16 protein-coding genes are annotated in these 23875 nt (G+C 35.6%); 5 read left to right on the top strand and 11 right to left on the bottom strand.

Features of this window, described 5'->3' with window-relative positions; all coding sequences use genetic code 11:
* Positions 1-258 precede the first annotated feature (258 nt).
* Together J2Y60_RS21710 and J2Y60_RS21715 are read left to right on the top strand one after the other, a co-directional pair.
* Entirely contained in the window at positions 259-1599 is a 1341-nt protein-coding gene (locus J2Y60_RS21710) for a toll/interleukin-1 receptor domain-containing protein (RefSeq protein ID WP_309921750.1), read from the top strand.
* Entirely contained in the window at positions 1596-3446 is a 1851-nt protein-coding gene (locus J2Y60_RS21715; RefSeq protein WP_309921747.1) for a hypothetical protein, read from the top strand. The genes J2Y60_RS21710 and J2Y60_RS21715 overlap by 4 nt, the downstream gene beginning before the upstream one ends.
* 27 nt (positions 3447-3473) lie before the next feature.
* Here the strand turns inward: J2Y60_RS21715 and J2Y60_RS21720 are convergent, their stop codons facing one another.
* The 3 genes from J2Y60_RS21720 to J2Y60_RS21730 all read right to left on the bottom strand — a co-directional run bounded on the left by J2Y60_RS21720 (position 3474) and on the right by J2Y60_RS21730 (position 6148).
* On the bottom strand, positions 3474-3947 hold the full coding sequence (locus J2Y60_RS21720; RefSeq protein WP_309921743.1) for a DUF4231 domain-containing protein: 474 nt from the start codon (positions 3945-3947) through the stop codon (positions 3474-3476).
* A gap of 202 nt (positions 3948-4149) precedes the next feature.
* Positions 4150-4884 carry a tetratricopeptide repeat protein gene (locus J2Y60_RS21725; RefSeq protein ID WP_309921739.1) on the bottom strand — a complete coding sequence of 245 codons (735 nt, stop codon included), beginning with the start codon at positions 4882-4884 and terminating at the stop codon, positions 4150-4152.
* A 259-nt stretch (positions 4885-5143) separates the two neighbouring features.
* A complete protein-coding gene (locus J2Y60_RS21730) occupies positions 5144-6148 on the bottom strand; it encodes a hypothetical protein (RefSeq protein ID WP_309921735.1) in 1005 nt (334 codons plus the stop codon).
* 597 nt (positions 6149-6745) lie between these two features.
* Here J2Y60_RS21730 and pbpC point away from each other — a divergent pair.
* Positions 6746-9073 (top strand): penicillin-binding protein 1C, encoded by a 2328-nt coding sequence (pbpC, locus tag J2Y60_RS21735; RefSeq protein ID WP_309921732.1) that lies wholly within the window; start codon positions 6746-6748, stop codon positions 9071-9073.
* A gap of 215 nt (positions 9074-9288) precedes the next feature.
* Here pbpC and rpsG read toward each other — a convergent pair whose 3' ends face one another.
* The 5 genes from rpsG to J2Y60_RS21760 all read right to left on the bottom strand — a co-directional run bounded on the left by rpsG (position 9289) and on the right by J2Y60_RS21760 (position 14208).
* On the bottom strand, positions 9289-9759 hold the full coding sequence (gene rpsG / locus J2Y60_RS21740) for a 30S ribosomal protein S7 (protein ID WP_309921729.1): 471 nt from the start codon (positions 9757-9759) through the stop codon (positions 9289-9291).
* A 146-nt stretch (positions 9760-9905) separates the two neighbouring features.
* Positions 9906-10328: a 30S ribosomal protein S12 gene (gene rpsL, locus J2Y60_RS21745; RefSeq protein ID WP_309921726.1), complete on the bottom strand. Its 423-nt coding sequence runs from the start codon at positions 10326-10328 to the stop codon at positions 9906-9908.
* Positions 10329-10490: 162 nt separating this feature from the next.
* Positions 10491-11687 (bottom strand): mannonate dehydratase, encoded by a 1197-nt coding sequence (uxuA, locus tag J2Y60_RS21750; protein ID WP_309921724.1) that lies wholly within the window; start codon positions 11685-11687, stop codon positions 10491-10493.
* Positions 11688-12046: 359 nt separating this feature from the next.
* Complete coding sequence (locus J2Y60_RS21755) at positions 12047-13531, bottom strand: GH3 auxin-responsive promoter family protein (protein WP_309921720.1); 1485 nt, start codon at positions 13529-13531, stop codon at positions 12047-12049.
* A 104-nt stretch (positions 13532-13635) separates the two neighbouring features.
* Complete coding sequence (locus tag J2Y60_RS21760; protein ID WP_309921717.1) at positions 13636-14208, bottom strand: ribonuclease HII; 573 nt, start codon at positions 14206-14208, stop codon at positions 13636-13638.
* Between the two features lie 332 nt (positions 14209-14540).
* On the opposite strand from J2Y60_RS21760, the gene J2Y60_RS21765 reads away from it, so the two are divergent.
* Entirely contained in the window at positions 14541-16955 is a 2415-nt protein-coding gene (locus J2Y60_RS21765; protein ID WP_309994748.1) for an OmpA family protein, read from the top strand.
* 75 nt (positions 16956-17030) lie between these two features.
* Here the strand turns inward: J2Y60_RS21765 and J2Y60_RS21770 are convergent, their stop codons facing one another.
* Together J2Y60_RS21770 and J2Y60_RS21775 are read right to left on the bottom strand one after the other, a co-directional pair.
* On the bottom strand, positions 17031-17756 hold the full coding sequence (locus J2Y60_RS21770) for a head GIN domain-containing protein (protein WP_309921711.1): 726 nt from the start codon (positions 17754-17756) through the stop codon (positions 17031-17033).
* Between the two features lie 98 nt (positions 17757-17854).
* Positions 17855-19240 (bottom strand): WG repeat-containing protein, encoded by a 1386-nt coding sequence (locus J2Y60_RS21775; RefSeq protein ID WP_309921708.1) that lies wholly within the window; start codon positions 19238-19240, stop codon positions 17855-17857.
* A 280-nt stretch (positions 19241-19520) separates the two neighbouring features.
* Between J2Y60_RS21775 and J2Y60_RS21780 the strand changes: the two genes are divergently transcribed.
* The gene (locus J2Y60_RS21780; protein ID WP_309921704.1) at positions 19521-19730 is read left to right on the top strand and encodes a helix-turn-helix transcriptional regulator; all 210 of its coding nucleotides are present in this window, start codon (positions 19521-19523) and stop codon (positions 19728-19730) included.
* Positions 19731-19823: 93 nt separating this feature from the next.
* Here the strand turns inward: J2Y60_RS21780 and J2Y60_RS21785 are convergent, their stop codons facing one another.
* Positions 19824-23777 carry a S8 family serine peptidase gene (locus J2Y60_RS21785; protein ID WP_309921698.1) on the bottom strand — a complete coding sequence of 1318 codons (3954 nt, stop codon included), beginning with the start codon at positions 23775-23777 and terminating at the stop codon, positions 19824-19826.
* Positions 23778-23875 lie beyond the last annotated feature (98 nt).

A 23875-nucleotide genomic window follows, 5' to 3' on the forward strand; every position in this document is an offset into this window, starting at 1 on the left:
ATAAAAATTGCCTGAGCTTAAAGCACATTATTTTTCCACAAGGCTGGTCTCCCGACCAGTCCTCCTTTTCTCTAATCAAATTCCTGTGGACTGGTTAGGAAACCAGCCACTGGGCATAAGATTAGACAACTTTTAAAAAGTTGTCTAATCTTATGCAGCCTACCGCTTACTAAGAATCAATCGTTTTTTTTTGATGTAGTTACGAGTTTTGGTATATTTCTATCAAATTTATTATCAGATGCTTAACTCGTATATTTTATGAATGATTCGCTCGTTTTCGAAGACTGGGACTTGATTATTGAAGACATCCAAACTCAGAAATGTATTGTTATCGTCGGTCCAGATATCATTGAATATACGGGGTATCCAAGTTTCTTTGAAGCTGTGTCTAATGAACTAATTGATAATAAATACATTAGTCAATCTTTCGTGGAAGAACAGCTTTTTCAGATAAAAATCACGAATCCTGTGCGAGCCAAAGCCGAAAAAAATGATGGTATTCGCCATATTGCAAAGGCTATGCAAAGGGTGATTGAAACGAATCAATCAAAACTTGATGCTATTGCTCTTTTACTTAAAAAGTTGCCTTCTCAGTTAATTCTCTCTTTGATTCCAGAAGAGGCTACTTTCTCCAGAATTTTACAAACGCCTGTGCGGTATTATCATAAAAATAAAACTTCTGAAAAAGAAGTTCTTCCTCCGCTAAGTCCAGATTCGCCAACGGTGTATAACATCTTAGGGTCATTAAGTCAGTCAGAATCCTTGGTTTTTACTTACGACGATTTATTCGAATATATTTTCAGTATTCTAGGGGACAATCGTTTACCTCAAGAATTACAAATTGCCCTAAAAAGTGCTGAACGTTTTATTTTCCTTGGCGTAAATTTCAACAAATGGTATATGCATTTGCTGTTAAAGCTATTGGCTTCTGATAAAAACGTGTTGGCAATAGATGACCATATTCCAGAGGCTTCACGCACCTTTATTATGAACCGTTTATCTTTAGAAATGATGGATTATACCCCGTCGGCTTTCTTAGATAAACTAACCTGCAATTGTCATGATGCTGCAAAACCCAAAGATGATACTGCTTTAAAACCAGTTGTTAAACCCATCAACGCACCAACCTCAGTAAGTAAACCTAAAAATAGCCCTGTAAGAATTTTTCTCTCTTATGCCCACGTAGATGAGGATTTTAAAAAGGAATTGCTTATCACTTTATCTCCTTTAATCAATCAATCGAAAGAAATTGAAATTTGGGAAGACCGACAAATTGTGGCTGGTCAAGAATGGGGTAAATCTATCACTTCAGAGCTGGAAACCTCAGAACTAATGATTTGTCTGGTTAGTCGCAATTTTTTAAACTCTAAGTATTGTATCGAGCAAGAGGTGGCGAATGCAATCAATCAACAAAAACACGTTTTACCTGTCTTATTAAAATCTTGTGCTTGGAAAGACTTCCCTTTTCTGTCTTCAAGGCAAGTTATTCCCAGAGATAATAATTCCATTATTAGCTTCAAAGACCAAGACGAGGCTTACCAAAGTATTTATGAAGAAGTAAAACGTTTAGTTACATTGATTAAATCTGAAAGAGCATGATAGTCAGTAAAAATCGTTATCCCGGTCCTAAGCCATTTAGAACAGACGAAAAAGATATTTTCTTTGGAAGAGATACAGACATTGCAGAATTCTATAAGTATATTTTTTTACACCAAAGCGTGGTGCTGTTTGGCAAAAGTGGATATGGCAAAAGCTCATTAATCAATGCAGGTATTATTCCTTTATTGGCAGAAAAAAATAAGCAAGTACATTATTTTGAAGTAAAATTTGGCCCTTATGTGTCAGGCTCGGATAGGTCGACACCCATTGAAAGGGTAAATGCTATCATCAAAGAAAAATCAACAGAACATTCAGCTTTAATTTTAGAGAAATACTTTCAAACAGATAATTCATTTTGGCATACGCTTAAAAACTATCAGATAAGTCATGAAGCCAATGAGATTATCTTTTTTTTCGATCAGTTTGAAGAACTTTTTACGTATCCACAAGAGCTAATCTTCGAATTTAAGGAACAACTAGCAGATGTTTTATACACAACTGTTCCTGCATTTTTTAGAAGCCAAGAAGATTTGCTTGATGAAGAAGGTATTTCAGAGGAATTTAGGCTCAATTTTTACCAAAAACCAGAGATTAAGGTAGTTTTTGCCATCCGTTCAGATAGATTAGCTCAATTAGAAGAACTCAAAGACTTTCATCCTGCTATTTTAAAAGACTGTTATGAACTCAAAGGCTTGGATGAAGAAGGAGCCTTAGCGGCAGTGTTGAAACCTGCTACCCTGCCCGATGAACCTGTAGGGACATTTAAAACACCTGCCTTTGAAATTAAACAAGAGTTAGCCGAACAGTTGGTTAATGAGCTAAAAGATAGAAATGGACGTATCGAAACATCTACGCTCCAGATTATTTGTTGGCAAGTAGAAGATAAATTCGTGCCTGCTTGGTTACAAGGCGAAGAGAAGTTTGTATTGACTTTTGAACAGATTGATATTGACCAAGACGGACAAATAAAAGGCGATATTGAAACGGTTTTTGATAATTATTATAAAGATACTATCGAGACCAAAATCGATGCGCAATTTCGTGAAGCTACGTATAGACTTGTAGAAGAAGTATTAGTGCAAAATGGACAAAGGATTCCTTTTGAACATCATTATTTAATGTATGTAGTACTGGTTGAGCAACTCGGCATTCCCAACCGACAAGTTGCACAGCAAATTTTGGATGTTCTAAGAGAAGCATCTTTATTGAAAGTAGAGCAAGATTCTCAAAGACGTTTAATGTATGAATTAGGGCATGATACTTTAGTAGACCCTATCAGTAAAGCCGCCAAACTTCGAGAGGAAAGAGATGACCAAATAAGGGTATGGGAAGAAGCAGAGAATGCCAGAGAATTAGCCGAAAAGGCTCAGCTAGAAAAAGAAAAGGCTAATGAGCAAGCCGCCCAATTTCTAGTCTTAAAAAGACGGGCTGAGGTGCGTTCTATTTTTGCTTCTATTGGTTTTATCATTGCTTTTGTAGTAGCCATTTATGCTTATTCTTTAAAAAGAGAAGCTGATGTTTTAACTAGTAAGCTTCAGATAGCCTATAATAACACCGAGCAAGCCAAAACAAAAGTAGAAGGACAATTAGATACAGCCATTACTATTGCACAAGATGCACTTAAAACAATTGACAAGAATGAAGCAAAAGGAGAAAGCAAAAATGTTACATCTGAAAAAACAAATTACGATTCTGCTTTTGCCTATTTAGTTAAAATTAAAAGCACAACCCCTCGTAAACTGAGGAAAAAGGAGATTAAAGCATTCATTAATCCAGAAATTAAGCAACTTTATATTGAAGAGGACTCCAAAAAGTCAAATCAAAATAACCAGAATTTAAAACAATAAATACTCATAATATTATTTTTCAGTAAACTAGTTAGGTTTATTTTCATCTTCTTTAGCTTCTTTATTGGCTTGAGAGCTATTATTCTGTTGCTGATGGTTATTTAAGTTAAACCATTCTGCATTTTCTGTGGACATGATTGCTTCAATATTCACAACGAATTGCTGGAAAGTAGCATTCTCTTGATAAGGTCCTGCTTTGGTTAAATACAGAATTTTTTCTCGTTTTAGCACTTCTCGTACTTTGCGATAATTCACCCAACTTTCATGATAATTGAAAAGGGCATCTAATCCACTTAAGATAGCGATTAATACTCCTATCAACCCTATGATTGTTGGAAAATAAAGAACATCACTATATTTCGTAGCCAAGGGCAAACAGGCAGAGAGAACAATCACTAATACCTTAATTTTGATATAGTTACCCTTGTTTTTTCTACTTTTTTGGGCAAAAAAGTTCATTTGGTCATCCAACCTTTGTTCGATGTATTCTTGTTCAGTCATAGTTATTTATTGTTTGGAGATATTAATCTTAATTTAAAAATAACTCTTCAAAACAACAAATTTCAACCAAAATTTAAACAGTAGTTCGAGTTTCCAACTCGAAACAAAGATAGACTCATGCCATGAGTAAATAGACAACAAAAAAGCCTCTTCCTTTTTACAAAGAAGAGGCTTTTAAAAATTTTAAAATATTGCTTGATGCCTATTTAAAGACTCCCATAGGGTCTTCTTTTTTGGCAAGTAATTCTTGTAAGAAATTCATATCCAAAAACGTAATGTCGAGTGTTCTACATTTATGGAAATACTCCCAAGCCTTCTCGTAATGTTCTAATTGAAATTCTGCAATGGCATATTTCAGCCAGCCATTGGCATTGGTTGAATCTATTTTTAAAGATTTCTCCAATAGTAGCAATGCATCATCAATGTCATTACATTTCTTCTGGTCTTTAAAACAAGCTAGTTGCACAGTAGCTACATCAATCATCAATGTCGGATTATCAGGAGCCAACACTAACCCTTTGCGTAGTAATTTAGCAGACTCTTCGTAGTTCTTTTTTTGATAACTTACAGAACCTAAACCCCAGTAAGCCTCTACATTGTCAGGGTCAAGTAAAAAACTAAGATTGAAGCGATAAGTAGCGGTATCCAACAAACCTTCGCTCAGGTATTCCCAACCTCTCTCTGCAAAAAACTTGCTAGCCTCAGCACGATTTTTAAAGTTTTGTTCGCACTGAGTAAAGAAATCTTTTGATTTCAGTATTTGTTCATCTACAATCTTTTTACTACCAAAAAGAGGGATATACTTAACGTCTTGGCTATCAACGGCAAGTTCTTTCTTGGTGGCTTCTTTAGTACTAGCCAAAGGAATTGGTTGCACTTGCCCTACTATTGACTGTATGCTCGATGAAAAAATAAATAAATATATTAATTGCTTCATAATGGTGGTAACAATACGAATGTTATAACGATGCTTAAGAATAATTATTGCTCTGCGAAAATCTTCTTTACAAAATCAAGCTATCTAAACTTTCTCTGAGGTATTTTTTAAGTCATGGATTATAAATATCACAAATTTATACATAGTTTCAACCGAATTGAGATTTTTTTTGTTCAATAGAATATAAAAATAGCACTATTGTACAACAAAAAGGGCTGATTCGTTGAATCAACCCTTTTAAATATTAATTTTTTAATAATTAAGGCAATGCTAACAAAAAGCCAATCGTGAAATTAGCATCCCAGTCAAATACGAATTGTTGGCAACCCGTAGTTTCAGCAATGGCTTTATAAATATTTAAACCAGCTTTTGACTTAGCGTTGTCTAATTGATAAGCCGAAGGAGCATCTAATACAGTATAGCGTTCTTTGCCTTTTCTTACTTTTTTGGCTAACTCAAAAGGCACTCCACCTATAATAAAACAAGTTTTACGATTAGCCTCTGGAATCTTTTTCGACTTTTCGCTTACTTCTTTAGCTACTGTTTCGTCATCTACACCATTCTGAAAATATTTCGCACCATACGACTCTTCAGATTTTAGCTTCCCATCTTCTTTCCAAGAAATTTTAGTATTTCCCGAACCAATATCCGCTACAAATGAATTATCAGCATATTCAGCAGGCTGTACACATTGCAAACCTAAAATTCCTTCTTGCTCTGGCGTTACGGTATTCACAAAGTACTTTAATGATTTCAACACCTTGATTATCTTCTGAGTACCTTCCGCTTTTACCGCTCCCGAACTCACGACAAAGTGAATATCTTTTCCACTTACACCATAATCAAGCATTCCTCCGATATACTTTTTCAAGCCCGCTCTGATATCATCATCGCTTGCCATATTTTCTATCACCAAGCTATTGCCAAAATCAGCTTTTTCAAGCTTCCAACGCTTATCAGCATCTATTCTGATAATAAACGAGTTAAAACCACTAGCTCCTAGCTCAACTACACCCTTTAATTTACCTGCGATTGGCCCAGGAGGAGTATAATCAAAGCTTGTATTTTCCCCTTCAGTTGTCGAAGAACTATTTTCTTCAGAAGAAGAACTATTCGAATCAGCAGTATTACTAGCCGAAGCTGTTGTTTCTGGTGCTAATTTTTTCAGGGCATCTTGTCCCCCGAATTTTGTAAAACCATAATAAATTGCTCCTACAATAATGGCGGCAATCAATAATCGTCCCGCTACAGTTAATCTTTGCATTGTTCTTGAGGTTTTAGTTAAATAAATGTTTTGGTTATTTTTTTTGCTGTAGGCTTTAGGCTGTAAGCAATAGGCTATCGGCTGTCAGCTTTCGGATTTTAGTTATAGGTTTTTCGTCTTTATAAAAATTACCCGCTGATTTACGCTGATTCGACACGCTGATTTAGGAGATTTTTTTAGTAATAAAATCATACCATGCACAAATTATAAAGTCTATAGTCTAATATCTTATGTCTAAAAGTCCTCCACTCTTTTAGTCCTAACGTCCTTCAGTCCACAGCACCTTATAGTATAATATCTTGTGTCTAAAAAAGTCCTCCAGTCTTTTAGTCCTAAAGTCCTCCAGTCCTCAGAGTCTAATATCTTGCGTCCAAAAGTCCTCTAGTCTTTTAGTCCTTAAGTCTTATAGTCTAGCGTCTAGTGTCCAACAAAGATATTTAAACCCACAAACCATCCAATTTCAATTTGGTTATGTGGTAAAACAAACCACTGATTTTGTAAAATTTAAGGATGAAGTTCAGAACAATAAAATTGTTGGGTAATACATTAACGAATACAGACCGAATCCATATCTTTACAAAAATCTCTTTACGCTAAATGTTCAAACAAAAAATTAAAAAAGCCTTTCACCGAATCATCAAAACTAAGTTTTTTAAAGGAATCGCTACCCTTTTTATGCTGTTTATTTTGTTAGACCTTTTTTTTCCTTTCAAAATTAACCCCAACTATTCTACCCTTATTACCGATTCAGACGGAAAATTATTGCATGCTTTTTTAAATAAAACCGATAAATGGCGCATGGAAACCGAGTTGACTGAAATAACACCAACACTCGAAAAAGCCATTGTTTTTAAAGAAGACCGTTGGTTTCGTTGGCATTTTGGGGTAAACCCCTTGGCAATCCTACGAGCAGGAGCTAGAAATATCTTTACAGGCAGGCGAACATCAGGCGCAAGTACTATTACCATGCAAGTAGTACGCTTATTGCATCCGCAAAAAAGAACATACTTCAATAAATTTATTGAAATCTTTAGAGCCATACAATTAGAATTTCATTATTCTAAAGATGAAATCTTACAGTTTTATATCAATCTTGTGCCTTATGGTTCCAATATAGAAGGATTAAAATCGGCCTCAATATTATATTTTCAAAAATCTCCGAATGTATTGAGTTTGGCAGAAGTAACAGCCCTGACGATTATCCCGAATCGCCCTTCAAGCTTGCGACTCGGCACTAACAATGCCTATATTCTTCAAGAAAGAAACCGTTGGCTACAGAATTTTAAAGATGCTGAATTATTTAATAAACAAGATATTGAAGATGCCATCAACGAACCACTCAATGTCACTCGTCATGAAGCACCACATTTGGCACCGCACTTATCTTTGAGGCTTAAACAAGAAAACCCTACGCAGTCGATTATCAAAACAGTGCTGGTACGACATAAACAATTGACGATTGAGAACATTGTACAGAATTATGTTAGCCGTTTATATGCCATGAACATTCATAATGCTGCCGTGATGGTGATTAATAACAAAACACATCAGGTAGAAGCTTATATCGGTTCGGCAGATTTTAATAATCCCATAGATGGCGGACAGGTAGATGGTATTCGTGCCATTCGCTCACCAGGTAGTACACTAAAACCTTTATTATATGCTACGGCATTCGACAAAGGAATTATTACCCCAAAAACAGCTATTAACGACGTACCCACAAATTTTGGAGGTTTTGAGCCAGAGAATTTCGACAAGCTTTTTCATGGAAAAATCACGATTGAATACGCATTGGCTAATTCCTTAAATATTCCAGCCGTAAAAATGCTTAAAGAAATTTCTACGCCTGTTTTGGTAGATAAGTTAAAGAAAGCGGATTTTCAAACGGTTAAAAAGAATTCATCAAAACTTGGACTATCCTTAGTATTGGGTGGTTGTGGAGTCACCTTAGAAGAATTGACTAATTTGTTTGGTGCTTTTGCCAATGAGGGAAATTTTCAGAAGGCTTCGTATTTATTAAAGTCGAAAGAAACGCCTAAGGTAAAAAATGAAATTATTTCTAAGGAATCTAGCTATCTGATTACCCAGATACTCTCGCAAATTACGCGTCCTGATTTACCTAATAACTACGATTATACCTACAGAATGCCTAAAATCGCTTGGAAAACGGGGACATCTTTTGGCAAAAAAGATGCGTGGAGTATTGGTTATAATGCTCATTATACCATTGGTGTTTGGGTAGGTAATTTTTCGGGAGAAGGCGTTCCTGAACTTTCAGGAGCAAATATTGCTACACCTTTACTGTTTGATATTTTTAATACTATCGATTATAATTCTTCTTCTAAATGGTTTAAAGCTCCCGAGAATATCGCTTATAGAAAAGTATGTGCCGAAAGTGGTGATGTTCCCAATGACTTCTGTACACACCAAATTGTAGATTATTATATTCCGAGTGTCTCTAAAATGACCAAATGTCAGCACGCAAAATATATTTATATCAGTGCCGACCAAAAGATAAGCTATTGTTCGCATTGTTTGCCAGAGGATGGAGCTATCAAAAAACTATATCCTAATTATGCCCCAGAACTATTAAGCTGGTACGAAAGCAAACATATTTTGTATGAAAAAATACCTCCGCATAACCCCAAATGCGAACGCGTATTTAATACTGACGCTCCGCAGATTGTCTATCCTGTAGATGGCTCAGAGTATTTCTTGACAAAAAACGAAAACCAGAAATTGATGTTAAACTGTCAGGTAGGAAATGAGGTAAAAACGGTTTATTGGTACATCAATGACAAATTATTGCAAAAAGCATCGCCTAATGCGGAGGTATTTTTTACCCCACAAGCAGGCAAAATTAAAATATCATGCAGTGACGACAAGGGGCGTAATGCAGATATTTATGTGAAAGTGATTTATTGAGTGGTTTAGCGAATGAGTGATTTAGTGATTATTTAACTACGTGGTTTGTGGCACACAAAACACAATGACTATGGAATTATTTTGATAATAAACAGATTAGTGGAAGTCATGCCATGAGTATTTAGCAACATTCCCCCCCCTAAAAACACAAAAAGCGAAAACCTTTCGATTTTCGCTTTTGTGCTGTGTGTATCTCGTTGTTGTTAATAATTTGATTAGAATCTGAAGTGAGAGAATGCTTTGTTAGCTTCTGCCATACGGTGCGTATCGTCTTTCTTCTTCACTGCTGCACCTTCACCTTTAGCGGCTGCCATGATTTCGTTAGCAAGACGGTCGATCATAGTTTTATCTCCACGCTTACGAGCATAAAGAATTAACCATTTCATACCTACTGATAACTTACGGTCTGCACGTACTTCCGTTGGAACTTGGAAAGTAGCACCACCTACACGACGGCTTTTTACCTCTACCGATGGCATAACGTTGTTTAATGCTTTTTTGAATAGCTCTAAACCGTTTTTCTCTTTGGTTCTATCTTCAACTTTGTCTAATGCACCGTAAAAAATTGTAAATGCTGTTGATTTTTTACCGTCGTACATCAAGTTATTAACAAACTTGGTTACCATTACATCCCTAAATTTAGGGTCAGGTAATACGTATCTCTTTTTTGGTTTTGACTTTCTCATTGGATTGTTAAGATTTTAAGTTTAGCCCATCTTCTGCCCTTAACTAAAGCATACTGGACTGTTTTTCAATTTGAAGATGTGATAATTTGAATATTTGAAAATGAATGTTTTACATTTTCAAATTGACGAATTTTCAAATTTTCAAATTATTTCTTCTTACCGCCTTTTCCGCCTTTTACTGGAGCTGCAACTTGACCTGGTTTAGGACGTTTAGCACCATATTTAGAACGACGTTGACGACGACCATTTACACCTGCAGTATCTAAAGCACCACGGATGATATGGTAACGTACCCCTGGTAAATCTTTCACACGACCTCCACGAATCAATACGATTGAGTGTTCTTGCAAGTTGTGACCTTCACCTGGAATGTAAGCATTTACTTCTTTGCCGTTTGTTAAGCGTACACGGGCTACTTTACGCATAGCCGAGTTAGGCTTCTTAGGCGTAGTAGTATAAACCCTTGTACACACGCCACGACGTTGCGGACAAGAATCAAGAGCAGGAGATTTTGACTTCCAAGTCATTTGCTCCCTGCCATTTCTTACTAACTGTTGTATAGTTGGCATTTTGTGTTGTTTTAATAGAGATACACATGACTGATTATGAAACACTTACATAATAATTAATTACAACATAAATTATATTGGTTAATAATATCGTATAATTACCTCAAAATCAGGGGTGCAAAATTACGCAAAGTATCTGAGATACAAAAGGTTTAAGCAAATTTATTTAACATCTAAACTTCGCTCAATTCCTAATTCTAATCCTCTTAACTCTGCTAAGCCTCTCAATCGACCTATGGCTGTATAGCCAGGGTTTGTTCTTTTTGCTGGATTTAGGTCGTCTAGCATTTTATGTCCGTGGTCTGGACGGAACGGCAAGCGGTAGTCTTCTCGTCCAGCTTCTATCCTTTTACGCTGTTCTGTTACCAACGCTTTCATTACACCATACATATCTACATCCCCTGCAAGGTGGTCTGCTTCATGGAAATTCCCTTCGGCATCACGCTTGGTAGCTCTTAAATGCACAAAATTGATTCTGTCGCCCATTCTTTCTACCATTCCCACAAGGTCGTTGTCCTCACGAACGCCATAACTTCCTGTACAGAAACACAAGCCATTATTCGGACTTTCATAAGCTTGAAGTATCTGCTGTGCATCGGCTTCTGTACTTACTACTCTTGGTAAACCTAAAATCGGATATGGTGGGTCGTCAGGGTGAATGGCTAAATTAATCCCTGCTTCTTCAGCTACTGGCGTGATTTCTCTTAAAAACTCATATAAATTTTCTCTTAGTTCTTTATCGCCTATTTCGTTGTAGCCTTCTAGCACTACCAAAAACTCTTCAACGGTAAAACTCTCTTCGCTACCTGGTAAGCCAGCAATGATATTTTTAACCAATTTTGCACGTTGAGCTTCGCTAGAATTTTCAAACCAAGTTTTTGCTTTTGCTACTTGAGCATCAGTATAACTTGCCTCTGCATTAGGTCTTTTTAGAATATAAATTTCAAAGGCTGCAAATTCGGTTGCATCAAAACGCAATGCTGTTGAACCGTCTGGCATCGGAGCATCTAAATCAGTACGAGTCCAATCTAACACAGGCATAAAATTATAGCAAACCGTATCAATACCACATTTACCAAGATTGATTAACGATTGTTTATAATTTTCAATGTATTCACGATAATTTCCTGTGCGTTTTTTGATGTCTTCATGAACAGGCACACTTTCAATCACTGATAGGGTCAATCCCGCAGCTTCAATCTCATCTTTACGTTTTTGGATTTCTTCTACCGTCCAGATTACGCCATTTGGCAAATGATGTAAGGCAGTTACGATACCAGTGGCTCCTGCTTGACGAATATGTGCTAATGGAACAGGGTCTTTTGTTCCAAACCAGCGAAAAGTTTGTTCTAAAGGCATTTTATTCAGTTAAATATTATATTGATAGATTTTTACTTATAAAGCTATTGAGGTACTTTTTTTACCCATTTTTAATAGCTATAAGCAGTAAGCTATACGTTATATGCTTTATTTTCAATAAATTATATGCTTAAATCTTATCTACAATTGTTTGATAGTATTAAAATTTTATTTTGTTCCGTAAAGGAAACTATTCCTTAATATAAGACCTTACTTTTCTTGTCTTGATACAAGAAAAGTAACCGCGCGGCGGACCGCAAAAGAAAATCAAGAAATTCTAAACTCGCTAACGCTCAAACAGTAGAATTTCGGAAAAATGCTTACGCTAGTATATTGCAAACTGTGATTGTTAATAAAATTTAAATCTTATCTGCAATTGCTCTATCGTTTGATAATCTTGGCACTTTATTTTGTCCACCTAATTTTCCTTCTGATTTCATGTAATCGATAAAGGCATTTTTGGGTAGTACTCTTATTTTCAATGGTTGAAGGATATTGCCCGTCATCAAATCATCGTAATAAACATTTAGTTCTGCCAATTTCTGATTGATGGCTTGTGAAAAAGCTTTTATATCCTGAGGTGCTTTAGCAAATTCTACCAACCATTCATGATAAGGCAAACCGCCTTCGGGGGGTGTTACTTGCGGAGCTACCGTAAATTCTACTAATTCAACTTCTGGGTGACGTTGCATGGCATATTGCATGGCTTTTTCTACTTCTTCGCCAATTACGTGTTCGCCAAAGGCAGAAATAAAATGTTTTATACGCCCTGATACGATGATTCTGTACGGATTTAAGGAAACGAACTTAACGGTATCGCCAATAGAATATCCCCAAAGCCCTGCATTGGTGTTCATTACTACGGCATAGTTTACACCTAATTGTACTTCTCCGATATGCAAACGTCTAGGGTTAGGCTTGAAATAATCTTCTACAGGAATAAATTCATAAAATACGCCCGAATTCAATAATAATAAAAGTCCTTCGGCCGACTGTGAATCTTGGTAAGCAATAAAGCCTTCGGATGCTGGATAGGTTTCTATTGAATCTATTTTCTTACCGATAGAATCATACAATTTGGCACGATAGGGTTCAAAATTTACCCCTCCATATACAAACAATGAAAACTCAGGGAAAACATCTTTAATTTTCTTTCCTGTTCTGGCTTGAATACGGTCGAAGTACATTTGCACCCACGGTGGAATCCCCGAAATCAACGACATGGGCTTATCGATGGTTTCATCAATAATTTTCTCCAGTTTTGTTTCCCAATCTTCAATACAATTGGTTTCATAACTTGGCAATTGATTACTTCGCAAATAGCCCGGTACATGGTGATTCACAATGCCAGATAGTCGACCAGTGAAAACACCGTTCTTTTGAACCATCTCTGGCGAGCCCGACAAAAAGATGAGATTTTTATCTAGAAATTTAGCATTACCCGTTTCATGTACATAACTCAACAAAGCATCTCTTGCTCCGTTGATATGGAAACCAATCGATTCTTTTGAAATAGGAATATATTTTACGCCAGAGGTTGTTCCCGATGTTTTGGCAAAATAAAGGGGTTTGTCTTTCCAAAGAATATCACTTTCGCCTGCTACTACCTTTTCGATATATGGTTTCAGGTTTTCATAATCTTGAACAGGAATAGCATCTTTAAAGCTTTGGTAATCAGCAATATCAGCAAAGCGATGATCTTTCCCAAAAAGTGTATGTGAAGCATCCGAAACCAAACTTTTCATCAAAGCCAATTGGGTTTCAACGGCTTGTTTTTCCCACTTTTGGCGGTTTTGTACTACGAATGAGGCAAAGGGTTTTGCCAAAATTGAACGAAAGCCCATAAGGTAAGCATTGCACTCGAAGTGGCACTTCGAGCATTAACTATTGTATATCATCGAAGTGCCACTTCGAATACTGGTAAAGTTAATAACTATTTAATGATGATTTACATTCTGAATGTTAAACGATGATGAATCGTTACACCAAATTCTTTAATCGCTTTTTTGTGTTTGGGTGTTGGGTAACCAGCATTATGTTCCCAACCATATACGGGAAAGCTGAGTGCCAAACTTTCCATTAAATCATCTCTATAAGTTTTTGCCAATATAGAAGCCGCTGCGATAGATAAAAACTTGGCATCTCCTTTTACAATACAAGTATGCGGAATCAGGGGATAATTCGGAAAACGATTGCCATCTATCAATAAATGTTCTGGCCTGACACTTAATTTATCCGTAGCCAAATGCATGGCTTTCATACTGGCCTTTAAAATATTTATTTGGTCTATCTCTTGGTTAGAAACCTCCGCAATTTCCCAAGCGATGGCATCTTGTAAAATATCTTTCCTGAGTATTTCTCTTTGGCTTTTACTAAGTTGTTTTGAATCGTTTAATAACGTGTGGGTATAGTATTTGGGTAAAATTACCGCTGCCGCCACTACTGGGCCTGCCAAACATCCTCTGCCTGCCTCATCTAAGCCAGCCTCGATAAGATTTTCGTTGTAATAACTTTTTAACATTTTCTATATTTCAAGTTTAGGAATCCTTTATTATTTCACAATTGGGGTTATTATTTCCAGAAAAAAGTAAACTTCTAATAATCATACTATTAATTTTTTGAAATAATTAACAGCTCAATTAACAAATGATAACTATTTGTAGTTTTCATTGTCATTTTGGCATGATTTATGTGGTTTTTTTAATATAAAATACAATCAAATAGCCTAATATTTCAAAACTACATTATTGCTTTTATCCAAAATTCTGGAATTATTTGTTGTTTTTAGATACAGGCCTTACTAAAAAAATGCTACAGCTCAAAAAAAGTGGACTTTCATTGCTTTTTGTTGTTATGTCAAATTTTTATTTGACTGCTCAGCATTTTAATACTACCCTCAATAATGCTCTTCGTTGCTATGATTTACAAGAATATGCTAAAGCAATCAATGGATTTAATCAGGTTTTGAAAAATGATTTTTCTTCTCTTACACCGAAAGACCAACTTTCAGTATTACTGAAACTGGCCAATAGTTATAAACAAAATAAAGAAGAAATTACCGCTGAAAAAATTTATCGCCAAGCCTTTACTGATTTCCCTACGCTTATTAACAGTGATGCCAAAGCTCATATAAATTTTGCTCAGGTGTTAGCACATAATGGCAATTATCAGGAGGCACAAGAATATTTTACCTTATCAGAAACAATACAAAATACAAAAAGCCAAACTGTTTTTTCACAACAAAACCCTACTGCTAAAAGCCTTGATAAACCTGTAAGTATTTTCCCTAATCGTAATACTTACAAAATAGAATACCTTGATTTCAATACATCAGCCCCTGAATTCAGTCCAATCTATTACAAAGATGGGATAGTTTTTTGTTCGCAAAAAGAATCTGCCACCAAATTAATGAATGATAAAGGTAGCTTGCTGGATTTATATTTTCCCAAGAATTTGAATAAAATACAGCAGTCAGAGGAAGCTAGTACTGACAAAAAAAAGAAAAAAAATACCTCTAAGAATGCAAAACCATTGAGTGATGATTATTCTTCAAGAAGAACCTCTAATGATTCTAAGACTTTAAATTATTTTACTGAAGAGGAAGAAAGCTTTCAAGAACAAACATACTATTCTGACAGATTTGGTAAAACCATCTATTCAAAGTTTCAAGAAGGCCCCGCCACATTTAATAAAGACTTTACTAAAATCATCCTTACTCGTAACAGTTCAGTAGGCACTGCAAAAGGTTTAAATGAAGATAACATCAACAAGCTCAAACTTTATATTGCTGAAAATATAGGTGGTAAATGGACAGAGCTCATAGAATTGCCTTTTAACGATAATGAATTCTCGACAGCCCATCCGGCTTGGTCTAAAGATGAAAAAACGCTATATTTTGCTTCAGACCGCCTCGGTGGTTTTGGAGGGATGGATATTTGGTCTGTCGAATTTCAGAATGGCAAATGGGGAAGTCCTAAAAACTTAGGCAAAAATATTAACTCTAAAGGTGCTGATGTATTCCCTTTTCTTGACGAAAATGGGAATTTGTATTTTTCTTCAAATGGTCAAGGTGGTGAAGGAGATTTGGATATTTTCTTTGTCGAAAAAAATGAGGAGGGTATTTTTACGAAACCCACCAACCTAGGCAAACCCTTCAATTCTCCTTTTGATGATTTTGGAATTATCACGGATAAATATAGACAAATTGGCTACTTTACTTCGAATAGAAAACTAGGAGAAGACGGTGACATTTATCGTTTTTCGATAGATAATAGCTTAACGGATTGTAGAAAAATGAATGTGGTTGTCTTCGACGCTGAGACAAAAATGCCAATCAATAATGTTGTTGTTAAAATATCGTCTTCTGGCCACTTATTAGAAACCTTGAAGACAGATGCAGAAGGTTATATAAGTTTTTGTACTAGCCAAGATACTGACTATGCCATAACAATCGAAAAAGAATCTTATGCCATTAATAATATTGGCTATTCAACAAAAGGTGAAATAGATGATGTAGTCTCAAAACTAGAAGTACCTCTCATTAATATAAAGCCCGTAAAGCTTGATTTACAGATTTCGCCATTAAACAATAGTAAATTAGTCAATAACAAATCTAAAAAAACATCTAATCTAAAGGAAAAATCAGTCATTACAGGTTTTGTAAGGAACGAGATTGATAAAAAACCCATGGAGGGCGTATTGGTTTCTTTTATGAATGCTTGCGACAATACAACTCAACAAACTATCACTGGAACAGACGGTAGTTATACTTTTTATATCAACGAAGACTGTGATTATACGATAGAAATATCAAAAAATGGTTATAGCAAGAATGTTAATAAAATCAAAAAAGAGAAAAAGGGAAATGCTAAAATAATTTCTCAGGATTTAGAAATTTTTAAAGAAGGTGATTTGATTACGATGAACAATATTTATTATAATTCTGGAAGTGCTACTTTAAGAGCCGACGCCTTGAAAGAATTGAATAAATTAGTGGCTGTGCTTCAAAAAAACCTAACGATGGTGATAGAAATAGGGTCGCACACAGATAGCCGTGGAGATACACAAGATAATTTGAATTTATCATCCAGAAGAGCCCAAACTGCCGTTGATTATATTATTAGCAAGGGAATTAGTCGGAGTAGAGTTTTAGCAAAAGGCTATGGCGAAAGCGAGCTAGTAAATAGTTGTGCAAATGGCGTAAGTTGTACGGAAATTGAACATCAACAAAACCGCAGAACAACGGTAAAAATTATTAAAATTAAGTAATATTAAATGAAAGAGGTTGCCCCATATCCTGAGACAACCTCTTTCAATAATAGCTTTATCGAAAAGCAACTTCTATTAATTTGAACGAACCTCGCCTCCTAAATTAGACTTTACATTTCTTTCGCTAGGATTTCCTTTGTAGTTAATCATCCCGCCTGTTCCTGCTGAGGCATCTAACATTTTATTGGCACTTACTTGTGCCACACCACCCGTATGCGCTCTTATTTCTACTTCGTCGCTTATTAAATTATACGCAAATAATTCGCCACCAGTATTTACTTTTGTTTGCTGGAACATTGCTTTTCCTTCTAGATTTACGATGGCTCCTTGTACACTAGATAATTCTAAGTTATTAACACTTATTTTCAATGTTACGATGGCTCCTGATGAGGCATCAACAAGCAAGCGGTTTCCTGTTAATGTTTCCGCTGATACCAATTCTGCTCCGCGACCTATCTGAAGGCTAGCTAATTCGTTGGTATATTCTATTCTTACTTTAAATAACTTCTGAGAATCAGCTTTTCTTTTATTATTATCCCTATCAGTCAGTTGCTTAAATATTTTTGTTTTAACTCCAAGCTCTCCTCCAGAAACAGCTACAGTCAAATCTTCAAGATTTGCGCCATTTAGTGCTTCAGTTGTTATTTTATTAGTTTTACCTTTCACAAGCTCTACCTTCATGATGCCTTGCACATCGATTTTATTGAAGGATTGTAAAGTAACTTCTTGGTTTTGTTGTCCTAAAACAATTGACGACACAGAAGTTAATAATAACACGCATAAACTTTTTATTTTTCTCATAACCTTTGTTTGCTTATATTTCTATGTAAATGATTATTGAATACTATCACTTAGATGCATTAAACAACGTTAAGGTTGCATGAATTAGTACTATTCTATCAGAGGTTAGCTAAATTTAATTTATGCAAAACAAACCACAATACTACTAAAATACCAAGGATGATAATGAGTATATTCCATTTTAAACTATTAAAACTTGTCTCACCATTTTTATCAATTTTTTCCCAATAAAAAGAGTTCTCAACAATTGCTTTTCCATTATCAAAATTGGTAGCACTTATGTATTTTATGGGCGATATTTCTTGTCCTTTGTCGTTTATATAACCAAATTTATCGTTCTTCTGTACTAGTGCTATACCTTCTTTAAAATGATAAATTTTTTGATATTGAAATGGGACAATTATTTTAGCGGAAGAATCAACAATTCCAAAATACTTTCCTTTTTGAATAGTAGCTTTTCCTAATGTGTCAAATTGTATTACAGAATTATATTCAAATGGTATTTTTGTATTTCCGTAGACATCTATTGCACCCCATTTATCTGATTTTTTTACCCATGTAAAGTTTAATCTTGATGGAAATACATTTTGAAACCAATCCTTGGCAGGACTACTTCCAGATATTACATCTAAAAAAGTATATAGCTTGTCTTTTTCAACCAAACTCCAATTGTTCCAATAATAGGCAGTAACATTACTATACATTAAAGGAATTTTCAGCTTGCCCAAGGTATCTAAAAAACCATATTTCCCTGCTTTTCCAACAATTCTTAATTGTCCAGGTTTATAACGAGAAATAGTATCGTATTTGCTTGGAATAAGAAATTGAAAATTATGATCTGCGTAATTCTCTCTAATTTTTTCAGATATTGCTCCGTATGAACCACAATAACAAGCTTGTCCTCCCACAGACTTTTCTACCTCACACCTTGCCAATCCTCCCATAAAAACGTAATCACCAGTATTTTCAAGAACAAAATCATAAAATGGAATTATTTTTCCATTCCTGTCTATTAAGTAATAATATTCTTTTAATGTAACAATCGTATAGCCTTCTGAAAAATCTGATGAAAAAAATCTTGAGCTATCTGTTTTTAAAATCTCTTGACATCTTTCATTTAATATATTCCAGCAAACCTTCGATTTATAGCTTTTTACTCTCAATCCAACCAAAGCCCTTCCTTCTCTAAAAGGTCTAATTGTATCATAATACTTTGATACTGCTTTATTATTTTTATTAATAAAGCAGTAACCTTTTTTTCCTTTCTTAATCGTAAATGGAGGGTTTTTGTATTGACTAAAACTAATTTGACAAATTAGTAATAAATAAAAAAACATAATTTTACTTTTACGTCCTCCCATTACTCGCACATTACCACATTTATCATAAGTCCATAAGTAACCAATACTACGACAGCAGCATCGATACCAATTTCTTATACCTATATCATCATTAGAAAGTGTTCTATCAAAAATCGTTTTCATTTGTGCTTTGATAAAAACTGGTCACTCAATTTAAAAATATATTTTTCTTAAAAATTGAACCCAAAATAATAAGTTAATCACCCTTTATGATTGGGGCTTTGATTAAAACAAATTTGCCTAACTTCTTCCTACTCTCCAATCTGAAATCAGATAATTTTCATCTACTTTTAGATAATTAGAAAATTTTACAATTTTTACTTGTGAAATACGTTCATCTCTAAGATATTTGGTTTAGAATCAATAATTCATCATTTAATTCTACTTTAAAAAATTAATAGTTATGTCAAACCTAGGAAAAAACATTAGAAATCTACGTATGAAAAATCGCCTTTCACAAGCAGCTTTAGCTGATTTAATTAACATTCCTTCTCAAAGTAAAATATCATCATGGGAGAGTGACCAAAGTCTTCCAAATATCGTTGAAGCAAAAAAACTTAGCCAAGTATTGGGCATTTCAATAGAAGATTTATTAAGTAATAATTTTCAATAGCTATTTATTCTTGATATTTCCTCAATAAAAAAATCCCAGTTGTGAGTAGTAAAAACTACAAACAACTGGGATTTTTTATGAAGCTTTAAGTCCCTAGTTTCTATTGATTACAATAGGCACTACTTTCACAGATTTATCTGAGTAAATTCTGATAAAGAATGTACCCGCATTTTGTTGAGATACATCAAACTCTGTTTTATAAATACCATCCGATTTTACCAATTCTTTCGCAGAAACAGTTACTCCTAATAAATTTATCATTTCGGCATAAACATATTTAGGATTTTGTGGCGTTGTATATTCTACTTTAAACGACTGGGGAGCAGGATTTGGATATATTTTAGCTGTTTCCTCTGTATTTACTTCAGCCTCAACCGCAGTTACTGTAAAGGTATATCCCTCAGAAAAAACTGAACAGCCATTGGTGTCAGTCACCTTAGCCATGTACACGCCTGATTTCGTTGGAGTAATGGTATTAGTAACAGCATCGGCAATAATGCTTCCACTAAGGTACCAAACGGGATTTGAGCCAGAAGTAAGACTTAATGCACCAGCTTCCAATTTTACTTGTGGAATAATAGGTGTTATAAGAGTACCATTCACCGCCGCTGACGTGGCAGAACAAAAACCATTTTCAGTAACCTTTACACTATAAGCTCCTGATTTTATCACTGAATATGTCGCTGAGGTAGCTCCAGCTATTGACTGACCATTTAATAACCATTGGTAGGTATAATTAGTACCACTGCTTGCAGTTAATAACTTAGCGTCATCTTGACAAATACTAAATGCTGAGGATGGACTAACTGTTACTTTTGGCGCTGTTTGTGTAGTAATTGGCACTTCTACCCTCGTACTTGGACAACCATAAGATTTTACTTTCATGTCATACGTATAGTAATATCCCGTTTTGATGGTAGAGCCGTTATATAATGAACCTGTGATGCTTATTACATTTGGAATAGTAAAGGGAAAACCGATTAAATCAGTACCAGATACAGTCGAATTAGCATTTAAGTTACTTCTGTAAATAGAGGCTCCGTTTGTACATTCTTGTGATAATACATAAGTCCCTGCTGTTGGAATCGCTAAATTTAGCGGTAACACAATTCCTTGATCGGTCAAATCGTCCACCAACTGATTACTTGAACGGGTTGAGTTGGCTGTTGTACGAGTAGGCGTAACATCAAAACTCACCGAAGAAATTGGTGTCGAGTCTGACTGGCGGTAAATTGTAAAAGTAATTTTACCTGCTGTACCAATATATACTCTTGCACTTTCAATCACCAAAGGGGTTTGTGTAACAATGATTGGTTCTGGGCCAAACGATTCATAATAACTTCCTCCGCCGTAAACATACTTATCTTTTGGTCCCACAGAACCCGCAATATCATTTACACCAACATATATTTTATCTGTATTGGCTGGTTTAGTAAATGAGCCCGAATTTCCTGTGAACAATAGGTTTCCGCCCGTTAGTGCATCATACCAAAGCAAAGTAGATGTTTCAGTACCTTTAACATTTAAAGTAGTAGCTCCTTCACAGACCGCCGCAATGGCCGTTGTTGGTGTTGCAGATGCCGTAACTTGGCGTACAAATGTTTTTGTATCATTCGTCACATCTTGATCATTAGCCAAGCCTAATTTTACGGCAAAAGTATAATTCCCCCCAACCTTAGCACTGAAAGTACCATCTAACAAAAGTGTTCCATCACTTAAAGTAGCTAATTGATTTTTATAAGTACCTGTCAATACAGCTATTACGCCTGTACCGTCTGATACATTTACAGTTACAGGAATATTTTGTAACGTAGCAGTACCATTATTCCTTAATGAAATGGATACTGAACCTGATGCAGAAGCACAAAAGTTACTCACTTCAGGTGTTATCAAATCTAGGACAGCCACATCTATACTCGGGCGAACAAAATCTATTTTATAGTCTTGTGTGATACCTTTTGCATAAGTTCCACAACTACTAATACTGGCAGTACCAAGGTCTTCGCCTGTAACTACCCTCATGATAGTACTGTTTCCAATCGTTAAGCCAGATGGCACAGCAATCGTGGCTTTGAAAACACTCGCTCCTACAATATCACCAGAACTTGCAGCTAACTCTGTAGCTTCTTCAAACGTTCCATTAGCATTCCAGTCAATATAAACACGTACTTTTTTAGTACTAGTACCCTTTAAACTAATTTCTAATGGTAAACTCTGAGAAGAAGATGCTTTATATCCTGTCGTTACATCTCCTAATTTAATACTTTCAATATTGTTCAATGAAGTAGTTGGTACTGAGGCACAATACTCTGTCCCTCCTATTCCACTCAATATCAAAGCATAGTCTTGTGTACTGTTTTTCAGCGTATTCTTATGATTGATAGTTATCGTATAGCTTTTACCCGGAACAGCATCAGCAATCAAAATCTGTTCAACGTTATCTCTGATGTTATCGCCTTTGGTAGCTAAAGCACTTGGTTGGTCTGGATTAAGAATAAAAGGCAAATAATTATTGGTGCCATCTGAAATCCTGATATCTAAATCGTTAATTAATTTAGGTGTACGATTATTCAAATTCGCAGCAGTTGCGCTCGTTGCTGTTCCTTCTGGGTCTGTCCAACAAATAGTAGCAGTTAAAGCCCCTTTGCCAGAAGCAATAACTTTTTGAGTGTATGAACCTCCATTCGCTAACGTTCTTTCAGAAATATCATACGATTTATCAGCATTCTGAATCACTTTCCCTGCTCTTTCCATGTTTAATAAACCCCAACCATAAATATAGTCTGGACCAACATTCCCTGCATCGTCGGCAGTATGCAATACCAAGCCTTTTAGGGTGGACGAACGCATCAATAAACCATCATTTTTTTGAGCATACAATTCTTGTAACAACAAGATACTTCCAGCAGCCTGTGGTGAAGCCATCGACGTTCCACTTAAAATAGTATAGCTTGTCGCAGAAGCATTTGAGCTTGAAAGTAAGTTAACGCCAACCGCTACAATATCTGGTTTTATTCTACCGTCGTCTGTAGGACCCCAACTACTAAAAGATGAAATACTAATATCTGATGCCCTTAAAGGTGCTTTGCCACTCGTTCCATTTACAGCACCTACTGTCAAAATATTTTTGGCTGTGCTAGTTGTGGCTAAGATATCATAGCTATCATTTTTACTTCTTACAACCGAGCTTGTATCACTCGAAGAACCCAAGTAATAATATTCTCCTGCTGTAGGCCCTGTTTCACCCCTGTTATTCCCTGCTGATTTTACGATAAGGTAGTATGGTGCGTTATTAGCAACCTTATCCCACGACTGTGTGTTGGTGTCATAAAATCCAAACTTATAGTCTTCCGTTTGGCTAATGCTTGTATTACCATACCATGCCCAACGGCTTCTGGTATCATCATAACTCCAGCCTGCTAAGAATCCATAAGAGTGATTCGAAACTAATAAGTCTGCTGCTCCAGCAGTCATTTCAGATACATCACTGGTAAAATCCCAAGCTTTTAAATTTGCGCCAAAAGCCATTCCTTTGGCAAGGGGTGATATGCCTTGGGCAATTAATGTTCCTGCTACGTGCGTAGAGTGTAAGTTCGTTCCTGTTACTTTATCTTGCTGAGTTACTCTTGATGTTAGTTCCTGATGCGTTGCCAATACTCCTCCGCCATCCCACACACCTAATTTATTTTTTACAGAAGCACTACTCCCATTCAATGACACTCCTAATGAACCTCCCGTATACAATTGATCAGTACGCGTAGTAGCAGCCGCTTGTGCATTACTCTCAGTAGCTACATATAGCGGATGTCCTGTTTCGTCTATTCCGTAAAGTTTAAAGAAACGATTGTTTTTTAAATTTCCATTCAGTTGCCATTTCTTTTCCGTAGCAACTTTAACAGCTTTTTGATAATTATTATCTTGTTGAGTAGAAAACTCAGCCGATAAACTTTGTAGCCTTTTTTGTTGAGAAGTATTATACAATTGTTTCTCTTGAGCAAAAGAAGCAAATCCCCCCAACAAGAGTGTCAGTGTAATCAGTCGTTTCATGCTATGTTTTTTGTTAATGGATAGGGAACGATTTATCGTGTAAGTAAAATGACCTTGAAAAACAACATTTTTAAAGTAAGGATTATGTGATGTTAGAC

Origin of the sequence: Arcicella sp. BE140, assembly GCF_031456255.1 — a bacterium.
Lineage (GTDB): Bacteria > Bacteroidota > Bacteroidia > Cytophagales > Spirosomataceae > Arcicella > Arcicella aquatica.

Excerpts from the sequence above, each read along its gene's own strand:
- J2Y60_RS21765 (WP_309994748.1), top strand. The coding sequence starts at position 14,541 with ATGTCAAATTTTTATTTGACTGCTCAGCATTTTAATACTACCCTCAAT.
- J2Y60_RS21760 (WP_309921717.1), bottom strand. The coding sequence starts at position 14,208 with ATGTTAAAAAGTTATTACAACGAAAATCTTATCGAGGCTGGCTTAGAT.
- rpsL (WP_309921726.1), bottom strand. The coding sequence starts at position 10,328 with ATGCCAACTATACAACAGTTAGTAAGAAATGGCAGGGAGCAAATGACT.
- J2Y60_RS21720 (WP_309921743.1), bottom strand. The coding sequence starts at position 3,947 with ATGACTGAACAAGAATACATCGAACAAAGGTTGGATGACCAAATGAAC.
- J2Y60_RS21710 (WP_309921750.1), top strand. The coding sequence starts at position 259 with ATGAATGATTCGCTCGTTTTCGAAGACTGGGACTTGATTATTGAAGAC.
- uxuA (WP_309921724.1), bottom strand. The coding sequence starts at position 11,687 with ATGCCTTTAGAACAAACTTTTCGCTGGTTTGGAACAAAAGACCCTGTT.
- rpsG (WP_309921729.1), bottom strand. The coding sequence starts at position 9,759 with ATGAGAAAGTCAAAACCAAAAAAGAGATACGTATTACCTGACCCTAAA.
- J2Y60_RS21715 (WP_309921747.1), top strand. The coding sequence starts at position 1,596 with ATGATAGTCAGTAAAAATCGTTATCCCGGTCCTAAGCCATTTAGAACA.
- J2Y60_RS21770 (WP_309921711.1), bottom strand. The coding sequence starts at position 17,756 with ATGAGAAAAATAAAAAGTTTATGCGTGTTATTATTAACTTCTGTGTCG.
- J2Y60_RS21775 (WP_309921708.1), bottom strand. The coding sequence starts at position 19,240 with ATGAAAACGATTTTTGATAGAACACTTTCTAATGATGATATAGGTATA.
- J2Y60_RS21755 (WP_309921720.1), bottom strand. The coding sequence starts at position 13,531 with ATGGGCTTTCGTTCAATTTTGGCAAAACCCTTTGCCTCATTCGTAGTA.
- J2Y60_RS21780 (WP_309921704.1), top strand. The coding sequence starts at position 19,521 with ATGTCAAACCTAGGAAAAAACATTAGAAATCTACGTATGAAAAATCGC.
- J2Y60_RS21725 (WP_309921739.1), bottom strand. The coding sequence starts at position 4,884 with ATGAAGCAATTAATATATTTATTTATTTTTTCATCGAGCATACAGTCA.
- pbpC (WP_309921732.1), top strand. The coding sequence starts at position 6,746 with ATGTTCAAACAAAAAATTAAAAAAGCCTTTCACCGAATCATCAAAACT.
- J2Y60_RS21730 (WP_309921735.1), bottom strand. The coding sequence starts at position 6,148 with ATGCAAAGATTAACTGTAGCGGGACGATTATTGATTGCCGCCATTATT.
- J2Y60_RS21785 (WP_309921698.1), bottom strand. The coding sequence starts at position 23,777 with ATGAAACGACTGATTACACTGACACTCTTGTTGGGGGGATTTGCTTCT.